This is a genomic window from Streptomyces sp. NPDC045968 (genome assembly GCF_056430475.1).
On the sequence record NZ_JBWKLF010000013.1, the window covers coordinates 36,166 to 51,068 of the forward strand.

Sequence of the window (14,903 nt, forward strand, 5' to 3'; positions counted from 1 at the left end):
CCTTTCCTCACCCGAGCGAAAAAAACCCCCCCCCAGACCATAACAAACACCCCCCCCCCAGAAAAACAGAAAACAAAAAAACCCCCCCCCCCCCCCCCCCCCCCCCCCCCCCCCCCCAGGCCGCCGGGCTCCTCAGGGATGTGCGGGACGGAGGTGCGGGAAGCGCCATTCGGTGCGGCTGCGGAGGGTGCCACCGGGCCGCAGCACGGTACTGGGATGGTCCGGGCGATTGGGCGAGTCCGGCAGGTGCTGCGTCTCCAGGCAGACCGAGCCGTGCCGCTCGTGGCCGCGGCCCGTCGCGTCGGTGAACGCACCGTCCAGCTGATTGGCGGTGTAGACCTGGATGCCGGGCTCCGTCGTCCACACCTCCATGGCCCGCGTCGCGCCGGGGGCGGTGAGCAGGGCCGCCCTGCGCAGGCCGCCGGTCCGCGCCGTGCCGGGATCGCGGAGGATCCAGCAGTGGTCGAAGCCGCCGGCCAGGCGGAGTTGACCGTCCTCGTGGCCCAGCCGGTCGCCCAGGGTGTGCGGTGCGGTCAGATCGAACGGGGTGTCGCGGACGTCGGCCGGAGGGCCCTGCGGAATGCCGTCCGCGTCCACCGGGAGGTAGTGGTCCGCGTCCACCTCCAGGGTGTGCCCGAGGAGGTCGCCCTCGCCGGTCAGCTCGAAGTAGGCGTGGTTGGTGAGGTTGACGACGGTCGGGCGGTCGGTGGTCGCGGTGTACTCGGCGGCGAGCGTGCCCGCGCTGTCGAGGCTGTACGTCACAGCGACGTCCAGCGCTCCGGGGAATCCCATGTCGCCGTCGGGGCTGTGCAGGGTGAGCGTGAGTGCCACGGTCTCGTCGGTGCGGTGGGCGGTGGCCTCCCACACCTTGGTGTGGAAGCCGTCGGGGCCCCCGTGCAGGGCGTGGCCGCGGTCGTTGGCGGGGATGTGGTGGGTGGCGCCGTCCAGGGTGAACCTGCCGTGCGCGATGCGGTTCGCGTAACGGCCCACGACCGCACCGAAGTAGGGATTCCTGCCGGTGTAGTCGTCGAGCGTGGCGAGCGACCGGACGACCGAGGCCTCGTCGCCCTTGGTGTCCGGCACGGTGAGGCTGTGCAGGACGCCGCCGTACGTGAGGACTCCGGCCCGCACCCCCGTACCGGAGTCGAGGGTCCACAGGTCGACGTCCGTCTGCCCGTGGGCGCGGCCGAACGGTGTGCGGTACGCGGTGGGGCGCGGCATCAGCGCACCTCGGTGACGGGGCCGGGGGCGGTCGATTCACGGACCACGAGCCGGTATCCGGGGCGGGGCCGCCGTGGTTCGGCGACCGGACTGCCCGAGAGCCGTTCGACGAGACTGTCGACCGCGAGCCGGGCGATGGCCTCCTTGTCCGGGGCGATGGTGGTGAGTGTCGTGGCTCCGTACCGGCTCTCCTCGATGTCGTCGAAGCCGACGACGGCGATGTCCTGCGGGATGCGCAGCCCTCGTTCGGTGAGGGTCCGCATCGCTCCGATGGCGATGAGGTCGTTGTAGGCGAACACCGCGTCGGGCCGCTCCCCGCGGTCGAGGAGGGAGGCCATGGCCGCGGCTCCGTCCGCACGGCCGTAGCCGTCGGTGACGACGACGAGGGACTCGTCGGGCTCGATGCCCGCGGCGGCCAGCTCCTCGCGCCAGCCGCGCAGCCGCAGATGGGCGGGCTGGCGTTCGCGGCCGGTGCGCGAGCCGAGGAAGGCGACGCGGTGGCGGCCGCTGTCGAGGAGGTGCCGTACGGCGGCGCGGGACGCGGCCACGTTGTCGATGGCGATGTGGTCGTACGGCGCCTCGTACTCCCGCTCGCCCAGCAGGACCAGGGGTGCCGTCTCCGTACGCGCCATGAGGTCCTCGGTCTCCAGGTGGATGGGGCTGAGGATCAGCCCGTCGATCACATGGGACCGGAAACCCTGGCTGACCAGGAGCTCCTTCTCCCGGAGGCCGGCGGTGTGGTCGACCAGGACGGTGTAGTCGTGCCGCGCCGCCGCGTCGACGACCGCCCCGGCCAGCTCGGCGAAGTACGGGTTGCCGAACTCGGGTACGGCGAGGGCGATGATGCCGGTACGGCCCTTGCGCAGATGGCGCGCGGTGAGATTCGGCCGGTACCCCAGCTCGTCGATCGCCTGCTGCACCTTGGCCCGCATCTTGGGTGTGACGTGCTGATAGTTGTTCACCACGTTCGACACGGTCTTGATGGACACGCCCGCCCGTTGCGCAACGTCCTTGAGGCTGACGCCCACGGCACTCCTTGGCTTGGATTGGTTCTGTTCGGCCCGGCCGGCTCAGGTGGTTCGTCGACCGCGCGCGAGATAGCGCTGGGCCACCACGACAACGATAAGGAAGCCGCCGCTGACCACCGACTGGTACGAGGAGTTGAGCGAGCCGATCTGGTTGATCAGGTTCTGGATGACGGCGAGCAGCAGGACACCCCAGAGGGTGCCGCTGATCGATCCGGCGCCTCCGACGAGGAGCGTCCCGCCGATGACGACGGCGGAGATCGCGTCGAGTTCCATGCCGACGCCGACGATGGTGACGCCGGAGGACAGCCTGGCCGCGTTGAGCGCCCCGGCGAGTCCGGCGAGCAGCCCGCTGAGCGTGTAGACGAGGATCTTGGTCCGGGCGACGGGGAGCCCCATCAGGGTGGCGGCGTCACCGCTCCCGCCGACGGCGAACAGCGTCTGGCCGAACGAGGTGCGCTGAAGCAGCAGTCCGCCCGCCCCGAACAGGACCAGGGCGATCAGGATCGGATGGCCGAAGCCCCAGACACTGCCCTGGCCGAGTTCCGCGAAGGCGGACTCCTTGGGCACGAGGTAGGTGGTGGCGCCCTCGTCGGTGAGGGCGAGAAGGACGCCGCGGGCCGCGAGCAGGGTGGCGAGCGTGACGATGAAGGGCGCCATGCCGGCCCGGGCGATCAGCAGCCCGTTGAGCAGTCCGATCGCGCCACAGGCCACAAGCGGTACGAGCAGCGCGGGCAGGATGCCCCACTGCGAGGCCCAGGCGGCGAGGACCCCGCCGAGGGCGAAGACGGAACCCACCGACAGGTCGATGCCGCCCGTGATGATGACCATGGTCATGCCGAGCGCCACCACGGCGAGGAACGACGCCTGTACGGTCACCCCCCGGGCGTTGTCCAGGGTGGCGAACGTCGGGTAGACGAACGAGGCCACGAGCACGACGGTCAGCAGGACCGCCAGCACACCCTGGCGCTGGACGAGTCCGGCGAGGCGCTGCGCGGACCCTTCCCGGGGGCCTCGGGCGGGGCGGTGGTCGTCGTTGCCGGGCGCCGGGGACTTCCGCGGGGCGGGGACGCGGGCCAGGGGGGCGGGTGTGGTTTCGTTCATCGGGACCGACGCTCCCGGGCGACGTAGACGGCGGCGATGATGATGGCCGCCTGGGCGATCTGTGCGGTGGAGTCGGGCAGGTCGTGCTTGACGAGGGTGGCCCGCAGCAGCTGCATGAGGAGGGCGCCCGCGACGGTGCCGAGCACCCGGATGGAGCCGCCGTTGAGGGGGGTGCCGCCGACCACGACTGCGGTGATGGCGGAGAGTTCCATGAGGGTGCCGAGCGAGGACGGGTCGCTGGCGGTGAGCCTGGCCGTGGCGAGGATGCCGGCGAGCGCGGCGAGCGCTCCGCAGAGCACGTACACGCCGACGAGGACCCGTTTGACGGGCAGTCCGGCGAGGGCCGCGGCCGGCCTGTTGCCCCCTACGGCGACGATCTGACGGCCGAAGGTGGTGCGTTGCACGAGGAACGCCACGGCAACGGCCAGCACTCCGGCGATGAGTACGACCAGCGGAACGCCCAGGAACGAACCGGTCCCGAGCGAGAGCAGATCCGGGTTGACGATCTGCTTGAGCTGTCCGTCGGCCATGACGAGGGCCAGTCCCCGGCCGCCGACGAACAGGGCGAGGGTGGCGACGATGGGCTGCAGTCCGATGAGGGAGACCAGGGTCCCGTTGACGGCTCCGACGACCGCTCCCGCGAGCAGCGCGACGAGGAGGGCGGGCACGAGCCCGTATCCGAGGTAGAGCGGGAGGAGGGCGGTGGCCAGTGCCATGGTGGAGCCGACGGACAGGTCGACCCCCTCGGTGCCGATGACGAGGGCCATGCCCAGGGCGACGATGACGATGGGGGCGACCTGGACGAGCTGGGTACGCAGGTTGTCGGCGGTCATGAAGTGCTCGGTGAACAGTGCGTTGAACAGGAGCACCACCGCCACGGCGGCGTACACGCCGTACTCCTGGTACCAGGCTGGGTCGCGCAGTCGTGCCAGGGGCCGGGCGGGTGGAGCGAGCGTGGCCTGGGTCATCGGGGGTCCTCCTGAGCGGCAGGGGCCTTCTCCTCGGGCACCGGTGTGTGATCGGCGAGGACTTCGAGCAGCCGGCCCTCGGCCACCTCGTCGCCCGCCAGTTCGCCCGCGACGGTGCCGCCGCGCAGGACGACGACGCGGTCGGCGCCCTCGATGAGTTCCTCGATGTCGGAGGAGATGAGGAGGACGGCCAGGCCCTCGCGGGCGAGTTCGTCGATGAGGCTCTGGACTTCGGCCTTCGCGCCGACGTCGATTCCGCGGGTGGGTTCGTCGAGCAGCAGGACCTTGGGTTCGAGACAGAGCCAGCGGGCCAGGAGCACCTTCTGCTGGTTGCCGCCGGAGAGTTCGCCGACCTTCTGCTCGGGACTCGACGCCTTGATCCTCAGGCGCTTCATGAACAGGTCGACGATGCGGTCCTGCTTGGCGCGGGAGACGACCCCGGCCCGGGAGAGCCGGGGCATGGCCGCCAGCACGATGTTCTCGCGCACGGAGAGGCCCGGGACGATGCCCTCGGCCTTGCGGTCCTCGGGCAGCAGGCTGATGCCGGCGCGGATGGCCGCGGCCGGGGTCGGGCGGCGCAGGGGACGGCCGTCGACGGTGAGTTCTCCCGCGTCCACACGCAGGGCGCCTGCCAGCGCCTTCGCCGTCTCGCTGCGGCCGGAGCCGAGGAGACCGCCGAGGCCGAGCACCTCGCCCGCGTACAACGACAGCGACACGTCGTCGAGTTGGTGGCGTACGGAGAGACCGGTCGCGGTGAGCACGGGTGTGCGGGAGGCGTCGTGGCCGCCGGCGGCGAAGCTGGTGAGGCCGGACCGGCGGACCTCGGCCAGGTCCCGGCCGAGCATCATCGAGACCAGCTGCATACGGTCGAGGCCGGCCAGGTCGCCGGTGTGGATGTGGCGGCCGTCGCGCAGGACGGTGACGCGGTCGCAGATCCGGTAGAGCTCGTCCATGCGGTGGCTGACGTAGAGGACGGCGATGCCCCGGTCGCGCAGGTCTCCGATGACCCGGAACAGGGTTTCCACCTCGCGCGGTTCGAGCGAGGACGTGGGTTCGTCCATGATGACGACCCGGGCGTCGACGGACACGGCGCGGGCCAGGGCGACCATCTGCTGGGTGCCGATTCCGAGCGTGTGCAGGGGCTTTCGGGGATCGACGCGGACGCCGAAGCCGTCGAGCAGCCCGGCGGCCTCGCGGTGCATACGGGCGAAGTCGATGAGCCCCAGGCGGTTCTTGGGCTCCCGGCCGAGGAAGATGTTGCGCGCCACGCTCATCAGCGGGACGAGGTTCACCTCCTGGTAGATCGTGGAGATGCCTGCCTGCTGTGCCTCGAAGGGCCTGGCGAAGCGCACCGGGCGGTCCGACAGCCGTAGCTCGCCCTCGTCCGGCCGGTAGACGCCGGTCAGCACCTTGATGAGGGTGGATTTGCCGGCGCCGTTCTCCCCCACCAGTGCGTGGGTCTCGCCTGCGCGCAGGGCGAAGGAGACCTGGTCGAGGGCGACGACGCCCGGGAACCGCTTGCTCACCGCGCGCGCTTCGAGGACGGCGGGGCCCGAGGGCGGGGCGGGTGCCTCCGGTGTCCGGGGTTCTGCTTCGGGTGGTGCCATGGGTCGTGGCCTTCCGCTGTTCCGTTCCAGGGCTGGGCGCGGGCCCACCACCGCCGTGACCGGTGAGGACCACGGCGGCGGTGTTCCGGAGGGGTTCGGTGCGGGTCAGTACGCTCCGCCGAGCGAGGCCTTGGCGTTGGCCTCGTCGTACGCCCGGTCGGAGATGATGACGTTCTCGGGGATCTCCTCGCCCGCGTAGAACTTCTGGGCGGTGGCGAAGGCGAGCGGGCCGAACCGCGGGTTCGACTCGATGACGGCGTTGTACTCGCCGTTGACGAGGGCCTGGACGGCGTTGCGGGTGCCGTCGATGGAGACGATCTTGACGTCCTTGCCGGGCTTCTTGCCCGCGGCCTTCAGGGCGGTGACGGCCCCGAGGCCCATCTCGTCGTTCTCGGCGTAGACGGCGGTGATGTCGGGCTTGGACTGGATGAGCTGTTCCATGACCTGCTGGCCCTTGTCGCGGGCGAACTCGCCGGTCTGCTGGGCGACGATCTCGATGCCCGGTGCCTTCGCCGCGATCTGGTCGACGAAGCCCTTGGTGCGGTCGGTGGTGACGTTGTTCCCGGAGGCTCCGAGGAGGATGGCGACCTTGGCCTTGCCTCCGGTCGCCGTGATCATCGCGTCGGCGGCGCGCTTGCCCTGCTCGACGAAGTCGGAGCCGAGGAAGGCGACATAGTCCTTGCAGGCGGTGGAGTTGACCTTGCGGTCGATGGTGAGGACGGGCACCTTCTTGGCCGCGGCCGCCTTGAGGGCGGGCTCCAGACCGTCGGAGTTCAGCGGGGCCACGATGAGGAACTGGGCACCCTGCGACAGCATGTCCTGGATGTCGCTGATCTGCTTGGACAGCTGCGACTGCGCGTTGGTGGTGAGCAGCTTCTTGACACCGATCTTCCTGGCCTCGTCCTTGATGGACCGGGTCTCGGCGATACGGAACGGGTTGGCTTCCTTCTCCGACTGGGAGAAGCCGACCACGGCGTTCTTCAGGTCCAGCTTCGGCCCGCCGTAGGTCTGGAGCGAGCAGCCGGCTCCGGAGGTTCCTTCGGGGGTCTTGGCCGCCTGGGCCCCCTGACCGCTGTCACCACCCGCGTTGTCGGAGGTTTCCGACTTGGCGCAGCCGGAGGCGGCCAGCATGGCGGTGGCGGCGAGCAGGCAGGCCGCGGCGAGGGTACGGGATCGGCGCTGGATCATCATGCGCGGAACGCTCCTTGGCGGGATGACGGCACACCGGTCGGCGTGCGGTCGGGGCATGGCTGGACGGTCGGGGCATGGCTGGACGAGAGGTCAGCCGCTGGGCGGCTGAGGTCACCGCATGTCTCACGACCCCGCTTCGCACGGCGACAACGACGGTCGTGAGAGCCTGCGAAGCCTGTCGGCGGCTCGGTTTACAACGTTATATATGTGCTGCCGCGCGGGCGGCAAGAGCGTGGCCGGTGCGTTTCCAAAATGTGTCGGGCCGCCCGGGCAGAGGCCAACCCACGTTCGGACAGCGGGCGTTGCCGCACGACCCCGCCCGGCGCGTGCGGGGGCGCGGCGGCCCGGCGGCGGATCTTCGCCGCCGGGCCTCACCTCGGTACGAACGCGGCCGCTACGGCTTCTCGCCGTCGTGGAGCGCGCTCACCTCCTGGGCGGTGAGCGCCGTGTCGTACACCCGGACCTGGTCGACGGCGCCCTTCCAGAAGTCGACGTTCTGACCGGCGTACCTGGCACGGCCCACGGAGAGCGGGCCGGTGCTGACATCGGCGGGTCCGGCCGCGGCGGTGGCCGCGAGTTCCCCGTCGACGTACAGCTTGATCTCGTCACCGTCGCGCACGCCCACCAGGTGGTACCAGCGCCCCGTGTCCGGCGTCATCTCCACCCGGGCGCGGTGGCCGCCGGGCGTGCTGAACGCGAACGCGCCTTGGCCGTACTGGAGATAGAACGGATTCTCCGTGCGCCTGCCGTCCTGACTGACCACGGTCGCGTAGTTGCCCGGGAGCGCGTCGGCCGACGCCCAGGCCGACACGGTATAGGCGCCGGTGGTGTCGACGACCGGGCCCGCGGTCTGCGCGTACTGCCCCACGCCGTCGAACCTCAGCCCCGAACCCCGCACACCCGCAGTCCACGACGTGCCCTGCGTGAGCGTGAGCGGGACACGGTTGGGGCCGCTGTCGGCCGCCGTGGTGCCCTGGTTCTCGTCGAGCGACCAGCTCGCCCCGCCCTTCAGCGCGTCGCGGTCACCCGCGGCCGCGCCGGCCGCGACGACCTGCTGGTTGATCTCTCGCACCCGGCGGGGGTCGACCTTGATCTCGCGGCGGTCGTAGGTCCACATTCCGTTGAGCTCGTTCTCCAGGTCACTGACCTGGGTGTAGACGGAGCCGGACAGTTCGGCGTTGGCCGCCGCCAGGTAGTACGTACGGGTGTTGTCGACGTACTTGGCCGTGAGCGCGTCCTTGTCCGCGACCCCGCTGTAGATGGCGGCGGGAGCACCCGGCCACATGTGTCCGGGAGTCCTGAGGGTGAAGCCGCCGTGCTCGCCGTCCATCGCGGCCCGGTGGTCGGGGAAGGGTGCCTCGCGGTTGAGGTAGTCGTGGTGGTCGATGATCTCGCCCTTGCCCGAATCACCCTTGGAGGAGCAGCAGTTGACACCGCTGTGCGCGTTGACGACCCGGGACGGGTCATCGGCCTTCACGGCCTCGGCGATCTTCCCGGTCTCGGCGCGGTCCCACTCGCCCCAGCCTTCGTTGAAGACGATCCAGCCGCCGATCGAGGGGTGGTTGTGCAGCTGCTTCATCATCTCCTTGCCCTGCGACAGGAAGGCCTGCTTGCCCTGGTCGTCGCTGATGTCGGCGGAGACGAAGTCCTGCCACACCAACAGACCGAGCCGGTCCGCGTGGTAGTACCAGCGCGGCGATTCCACCTTGATGTGCTTGCGTACGGCGTTGAAGCCGAGGTCCTTCTGCGCCTTCAGGTCGAAGGTGAGCGCCGCGTCGCTGGGCTGCGTGTGGAGGCCGTCGGGCCAGAAGCCCTGGTCCAGCATGGCGAGGGAGAAGAACGGCTTTCCGTTGAGTACGAGCTTCTGGTAGCCGCCGACCTTCGCGACCTTCAGGGAGCGCATACCGAAGTAGCTGTCGACGGTGTCGGTGGAACGGCCGTCGGTCAGGGTCACGTCGAGGTCGTAGAGGTACGGGTCGTCCGGGCTCCACAGGTGCTGATCCGCCACGGGCAGACTCAGCGGACGGTTGGCCGGGCCGGTGACCGTACCGACGGCCTTGCCCCCGCGGTCGCGCGCGACGGCCTTGACCCTGGCTCCGGCCGAGGCGTCCTCGGAGTTGACGGTGAGGGCGAGGCGGCCGGTGCCGATGTCCGGGGTGGTCGTCAGCGAGTCCACCGCCACCGGAGAGACCGGCTCCATCCAGACGGTCTGCCAGATGCCGGACGACGGGGTGTACACGATGCCGCCGGGTCGGGTGGACTGCTTGCCCTTGGGCTGGTTGGGGCCGGTGACGTCGGTGACCGCGACGACGATCTCCTGCGGGCCGCCGCCCTTGACCGCGTCGGTGATGTCGGCGCTGAACCCGGTGTATCCGCCGGTGTGTTCGGCGACCTTCCTGCCGTTGACCCAGACGGACGCCCGGTAGTCGACGGCGTCGAAGTTGAGCTTCAGCCGCTTGGACGTGCTGCCCGTGCCGACGCGCCAGCTCTTGGGGACGGTGACGAGCTTGCGGTAGAACATGTGGTCCTCGTGGCGCTCCAGGCCCGACAGCTGCGACTCGACGGGGAACGGCACGGTGATGCGCTCGCCGAGCGTCTTGCCGAAGACGGGCTGCTCCCCCTCCTTCGCCCCGGCGAACTGCCAGGGGCCGTTGAGGTTCTTCCACTGGTCACGCACCTGCTGCGGCCTGGGGTACTCGGGCAGCGGGCGGGCGGGATCGAGCGTGTCACCCCACCGGGTGGTGAGCCGGTGGGCGGAACCGTTCCTCGCCGTGCGGCTGATCTCGGGGACGGTCTCGCCGCCCACCCGGAGGCCGCCCTCACCGTCGTACGCGACGCGGACCTGCTGGCCCTTCTGTACGGGGGCTGCCAGGGTGACGATCAGAGCCTTGGGGTCGTCGGCCGCCCTGGCCACCTCCTTCACCGGCATCGGTGAGGTGTCCGCCTCGATCGTGAGGTGGTCCTTCACCCCCTCCACGGCCGCGACCTCGTCGTCGAAGGCCGCCTGGAGCCGCAGACCGTCCTCGGAGACGGCGAGCCCGACCGGGTAGACCTCGAAGTCGGCAGGCGGGGTGAACGCGGACTCGGGCACGATCTGCTTGGCGAGCTTCGCGCTCGACCAGCGCAGGAACATGTTCGCGCCGCCGGTGTCCTGGAACATCTCCAGCCGGAACTCGTGCGGCTCCCCCGCGGTCAGCGCGACGGGACGGCTGGTCTGCTCGACGTCCCAGTCGGGCTGCCAGTGGTCGATGACAACGTTGCCATCGATGAAAAGCCTGAACCCGTTGTCACCGATGGCGGCGAATGTGTAGTCCCCGGTCTCGGGGGCTTCGAGCAGGCCGGTCCAACGCGCCGTCGTGTGCTCGGTCCTGCCGGTGGCGGACTCGAACGTGCCGGTGAGACCGGGGAAGTTGATCTCCGGGTCGAGCGCGACCCCGCCGAGCTCGGCGAAGTCGCGGGCGCCCGGCGCCGACATGCTGAAGTACTCGCCCTTCAGACCGTGCGCCTCGGTCGAGGGGTCATCGTCCGTGAACGTGGTGGCAGCCGCCGCGGCGGAGGCGGATACCGGCGCGGCGACGGCGGCGGGGACCAGGGTGGACCCGACGGGCAGCAGCAGCGCAGCCGTGCAGGCCAGGGCTCTGAACAGAGCACGTGGGCGCGGTAGTTGTTGCATCAGGCATCGTCCTCGTCGAAGAAGCCGGGGTGCCCCGAAGCTGCGAGGCACTGCTCGTCGTCGAACATTGAGCCACAGCCCCAAACGGCTTAACAACCGTCGTGCACGCAGAATTTTCAACGATATAAATTTGTACCCGCAGGCGTCAGGACCGCGGCCCGCATCGGCACGCGTCCGTGCGGGCGGGCCGGGGAGGCCGACCGGAGGATCAGCGCGTCGGCCCGGGAGTTCGAGGCCGCCGCGAACCGGCTGACGGGCAACCAGGAGATCATCCCGGGCCTGTCGGACGAAGGCCCGGGAGGCGGCGGGCACGTGGTGCCCGCCGCAGCAGATCAGAGGCGGGCGCCGAGGCGCTTCTTCGCCTCGGGCCACTCGTCGGCGAGCAGCGAGAAGTAGACGGTGTCGCGCCAGGTGCCGTCGTGGCGCCGGCGGTGACGGCGCAGCACCCCTTCGCGCTGCGCACCGAGGCGGGCGATGGCCGCCTGCGAGCGGTGGTTCAGGTGATCGGTCTTCAACTGGACGCGGCCCATGCCCAGTTCCTCGAAGGCGTACGTCATCATGAGCAGCTTCGTCTCACTGTTGACCGCCGACCGCCAGAACGCGCGACCGTACCAGGTCCAGCCGATCTCCAGCCGTTCGTCGGACACGCTGATGTCCAGGAACGTGGTCCAGCCGATCGCCCGGCCGCTCGCGCGGTGGATGACGGCATACGGGACGTACACGCCCCGGTCCGCCTCGTCGAGCAGGTCGCGCATCGTCCCGCTGAGCTCGTCCCGCGACTGCGGCGTAGGGCCGCCCAGCCATCGCCAGACCTCGTCGTCGCGGCCACCGGCCGCGAAGAGGTCTTCGGCATGGTCCATCGTCAACGGCACGAGGGTCACATGCCGACCGGTCAGCGTCACGGGCGCGGGTATCTGAGCAGCCATGACATCACCCTAGCCCACTTTGAGCTAGCCATAGATCTTGTTTGCACTAATACAACAGGGTGCTGAGCGGCGGCGCGCGCAAATGCGGTGCCCTGGCTAGACTTTCGAGCATGGGACAGCGGCCTTTGGCGGCGACTGCGCCCGAGCTCGTCCTGGAAACCGATCAAGGTTCGACAGTGATGAGCCCGGGCCGGGACTACCACGTCGGTCGCGACCCTCTCAGCGACATCGTCATCGACGACATCCGGGTCTCCTGGCACCACGCGGTGCTGCGACCTGAGGCGGACCACTGGCTGCTGGAGGACGAGAACAGCACCAACGGCACGTACACCGAGGGCCGTCGCATCCATGAGTCGGGCGTCGGACCGGGCAGTGTGATCCGCTTCGGCAGCCCGTCCGACGGGCCGCGCGCCCTTCTCGTCGGGTCCGGGCCCCCGGAACCGGCCCCCCGTTCCCCGGAACGGCCGTCGGCCGTCTCGGTGCCCGGTGCGACCGGCACCTTCCGGCAGCCGACGACCGTGCGCCCCCTGCCCGCCCGTACCGTGCGCATCGGTCGCGGCAGCGACAACGACCTGGTCATCGACGACCTGGTCGTCTCACGTCGGCACGCCGAACTGCGCGCCCTCGCGGACGGTACGTACGAGATCGCCGACCTCGGCAGCCACAACGGAACGTTCCTCAACGGAACCCCGGTCGAGCGCGCGCCGGTCGCGGCCGGGGACATCGTGGGGATCGGCCACTCGGCGTTCTGCCTGGTCGGCGACGAACTCCAGGAGTTCGTCGACACAGGTGAGGTCTCGCTCGACGTCCAGGATCTGGCCGTCACGGTCGACCACGGCCGCAAGACGCTCCTGGACGAGGTGGCGTTCCCGGTCGGCGAGAAGTGCCTGCTGGCGGTGGTCGGGCCGAGCGGCGCCGGGAAGTCCACCCTCCTCAACGCACTGACGGGTCTGCGCCCCGCCGACCGGGGCAGGGTCCTGTACGACGGCCGTGACCTCTACCGCGACTTCGCCGAGCTGCGCCAGCGCATCGGTCTCGTACCGCAGGACGACATCCTGCACGCGCAGCTGACCGTCCGCCGCGCCCTCGGCTACGCCGCCGAGCTCCGCTTCCCGCAGGACACCGCCGCTTCCGAACGCCAGGCCCGGGTGTCCGAGGTGATGGGTGAACTGGGCCTGGAACAACGCGCCGACCAGCCGATCCACAGTCTGTCGGGGGGCCAGCGCAAGCGGGTGAGCGTGGCCCTGGAGCTGCTGACGAAGCCTTCGCTGCTCTTCCTCGACGAGCCGACCTCGGGCCTCGACCCCGGGATGGACCGTTCCGTCATGCATATGCTGCGTGGCCTCGCCGACGACGGGCGTACGGTCGTCGTGGTCACGCACAGCGTGCTGAGCCTGGACGTCTGCGACCGGCTCCTCGTCCTCGCGCCGGGCGGACGCATCGCCTACTACGGCCCCCCGGACGACGCGCTGGCCTTCTTCGGCTTCGAGCAGTGGCCCGAGGCGTTCGAAGCCTTCGAGAACGACCGCGACCGCGACTGGGCGGGGCAGTACGCCGCCTCCACCTACCACCGGCAGTACATCCTGAACTCCACCGCCCAGCCCCGGCTGCCGGAGGTCCCGGCCGCCGCGACCGTCGCCCCTCCGCCGAAGACCAGGAACTGGGGCGCCCAACTGCGCACACTGGTGCGCCGGTACGCCGCCGCCCTGAGCGCCGACCGGACCTTCCTCATCATCATGATCGCCCTGCCGTTCGTGATGGGGGCGATGGCCCGGGCCCTGGCAGGCAGCGCGCTGACCCGGGAGACGGCGATGAACGCCCTCCTCATCCTCTGTGTGGGCGGCGTACTGACGGGCGCCGCCAACGCGGTGCGTGAGCTGGTCAAGGAGCGGGTGATCTATCAACGGGAGCGTGCGGTCGGGCTGTCCAGATCCGCGTACCTGATGTCCAAGGTCGTGGTCCTCGGCGTCATCACGGTCCTTCAGGCCGTCGTACTGACCCTGGTGGGTCTGGTCGGCGTCGATCTCAACGCACCGGGCGGCAAGGGTGTGCTGCTGCCGCCCCTGGTGGAGATCACCGTGGCCGTCGCCCTGCTCTCCTTCACCGCAATGATGCTCGGTCTCCTGGTGTCCGCGCTCGTGCGCAAGGAGGAGGTCACCATGCCGTTGCTGGTCCTCCTCGCCATCGTCCAGGTCGTGTTCTGCGGGGCGCTGCTCACCCTGCACGGAGTGATCGGGATCGAACAGCTGGCGTGGCTGGTGCCGTCTCGGTGGGCCCTGGGGGCGATGGCGGGAACGATCGACCTCGGTGCGATCGTCCCCGGAAAGCTGACGTCCGATCCCCTGTTCGCGCACTCCGCAGGGGTGTGGCTGCTGAACATGGGGATGCTGGTGGTGCTGTCGCTCGTCTTCGGATATCTGGTCGCGAAGCTGCTGCGCCGCCACGAACCCGCCATCATGCGGAAGTAGGGGCGGCCCATGGCGACTCCGGAGTTCCGCCCGACCCATGTCGTCCCCCCGGACGGAATGCCCGCCTGGGAGGCTCCCGACGTCTCCCGGCCGACCGCGCCGCTCGACCCCCTGCTGCCCGTGCAACTCCTCGACCGGCGAGGTGACTGGGGGCTCATCGCCTGCGCCAACGGATGGTCCGCGTGGATCGACGGCAGGCTGCTCGTCCCCGTCCCGCAGGCTCCGCCGGCCGCCCACCAGCCGCTCGCGCGCACGGCGGACCCGGGGCCCCTGCTGGCCAGGGTCGACGAGGCGCTCCACCAGTACCGGCGTGCCGCTCAGGAGCTGGCGGACGGCCGGCTCGACGGTGAGAGCTTCCGCCTGCGCACCCAGGGGCTGCGGGTGGGCGCGGTCGTCGACGGGGAGGCGGTGTGGCTGTACGACGCGGAGCACGAGCGCTGGGTGTACTGCGACGGAAAGCAGCTCAGTACGTACGCGGCGTCGGCGGGGCCCGGCCCGGGCCGGGGCGCCTCGGGCACGGGGCCGGTACGGGAGGCGGGGCCCGAGCCGACCCGGGTGGTCGAGGACACCGGCCCGGAACCGACCCGGGTGGTCACGGACACCGGCCCCGAACCAACCCGGATCGTCGAAGACACCGGCCCCGAACCGACCCACGTCGTATCCGACCGGGGGCCCGCCTCGGGGCCTTCCGCGGGACCTCCGACCCGGTCGGCCCGGTGA

The 14,903-nt window shown here is 70.4% G+C and carries 10 protein-coding genes; 2 read left to right on the forward strand and 8 right to left on the reverse strand.

Annotated features, from left to right (window positions below):
• Positions 1-132 precede the first annotated feature (132 nt).
• The 8 genes from AC07FA_RS30820 to AC07FA_RS30855 form a co-directional block, all read right to left on the reverse strand.
• Positions 133-1,221 carry an aldose epimerase family protein gene (locus AC07FA_RS30820; protein WP_479079606.1) on the reverse strand — a complete coding sequence of 363 codons (1,089 nt, stop codon included), beginning with the start codon at positions 1,219-1,221 and terminating at the stop codon, positions 133-135.
• Positions 1,221-2,249, reverse strand: coding sequence for a LacI family DNA-binding transcriptional regulator (locus tag AC07FA_RS30825; protein WP_479079607.1), 1,029 nt, complete (start codon positions 2,247-2,249; stop codon positions 1,221-1,223). The genes AC07FA_RS30820 and AC07FA_RS30825 overlap by 1 nt, the downstream gene beginning before the upstream one ends.
• 42 nt (positions 2,250-2,291) lie before the next feature.
• Positions 2,292-3,350, reverse strand: a complete 1,059-nt coding sequence (locus AC07FA_RS30830; protein ID WP_479079608.1) for an ABC transporter permease — start codon at positions 3,348-3,350, stop codon at positions 2,292-2,294.
• Positions 3,347-4,318 (reverse strand): ABC transporter permease, encoded by a 972-nt coding sequence (locus AC07FA_RS30835; protein WP_479079609.1) that lies wholly within the window; start codon positions 4,316-4,318, stop codon positions 3,347-3,349. Before AC07FA_RS30835 ends, AC07FA_RS30830 begins: the two co-directional genes overlap by 4 nt.
• On the reverse strand, positions 4,315-5,925 hold the full coding sequence (locus AC07FA_RS30840) for a sugar ABC transporter ATP-binding protein (RefSeq protein WP_479079610.1): 1,611 nt from the start codon (positions 5,923-5,925) through the stop codon (positions 4,315-4,317). The genes AC07FA_RS30835 and AC07FA_RS30840 overlap by 4 nt, the downstream gene beginning before the upstream one ends.
• Before the next feature lie 105 nt (positions 5,926-6,030).
• On the reverse strand, positions 6,031-7,116 hold the full coding sequence (locus tag AC07FA_RS30845; RefSeq protein ID WP_479079611.1) for an ABC transporter substrate-binding protein: 1,086 nt from the start codon (positions 7,114-7,116) through the stop codon (positions 6,031-6,033).
• Between the two features lie 394 nt (positions 7,117-7,510).
• Positions 7,511-10,792, reverse strand: a complete 3,282-nt coding sequence (locus AC07FA_RS30850) for a LamG-like jellyroll fold domain-containing protein (protein ID WP_479079673.1) — start codon at positions 10,790-10,792, stop codon at positions 7,511-7,513.
• Between the two features lie 329 nt (positions 10,793-11,121).
• Complete coding sequence (locus AC07FA_RS30855) at positions 11,122-11,715, reverse strand: GNAT family N-acetyltransferase (protein WP_479079612.1); 594 nt, start codon at positions 11,713-11,715, stop codon at positions 11,122-11,124.
• Between the two features lie 110 nt (positions 11,716-11,825).
• On the opposite strand from AC07FA_RS30855, the gene AC07FA_RS30860 reads away from it, so the two are divergent.
• Together AC07FA_RS30860 and AC07FA_RS30865 are read left to right on the forward strand one after the other, a co-directional pair.
• Complete coding sequence (locus AC07FA_RS30860; RefSeq protein WP_479079613.1) at positions 11,826-14,183, forward strand: FHA domain-containing protein; 2,358 nt, start codon at positions 11,826-11,828, stop codon at positions 14,181-14,183.
• Between the two features lie 9 nt (positions 14,184-14,192).
• Positions 14,193-14,903 (forward strand): SH3 domain-containing protein, encoded by a 711-nt coding sequence (locus AC07FA_RS30865; protein ID WP_479079614.1) that lies wholly within the window; start codon positions 14,193-14,195, stop codon positions 14,901-14,903.

Coding starts and splice junctions, on each gene's coding strand:
- AC07FA_RS30820 (WP_479079606.1), bottom strand. CDS start 1,221: ATGCCGCGCCCCACCGCGTACCGCACACCGTTCGGCCGCGCCCACGGG.
- AC07FA_RS30830 (WP_479079608.1), bottom strand. CDS start 3,350: ATGAACGAAACCACACCCGCCCCCCTGGCCCGCGTCCCCGCCCCGCGG.
- AC07FA_RS30835 (WP_479079609.1), bottom strand. CDS start 4,318: ATGACCCAGGCCACGCTCGCTCCACCCGCCCGGCCCCTGGCACGACTG.
- AC07FA_RS30840 (WP_479079610.1), bottom strand. CDS start 5,925: ATGGCACCACCCGAAGCAGAACCCCGGACACCGGAGGCACCCGCCCCG.
- AC07FA_RS30845 (WP_479079611.1), bottom strand. CDS start 7,116: ATGATGATCCAGCGCCGATCCCGTACCCTCGCCGCGGCCTGCCTGCTC.
- AC07FA_RS30855 (WP_479079612.1), bottom strand. CDS start 11,715: ATGGCTGCTCAGATACCCGCGCCCGTGACGCTGACCGGTCGGCATGTG.
- AC07FA_RS30860 (WP_479079613.1), top strand. CDS start 11,826: ATGGGACAGCGGCCTTTGGCGGCGACTGCGCCCGAGCTCGTCCTGGAA.
- AC07FA_RS30865 (WP_479079614.1), top strand. CDS start 14,193: ATGGCGACTCCGGAGTTCCGCCCGACCCATGTCGTCCCCCCGGACGGA.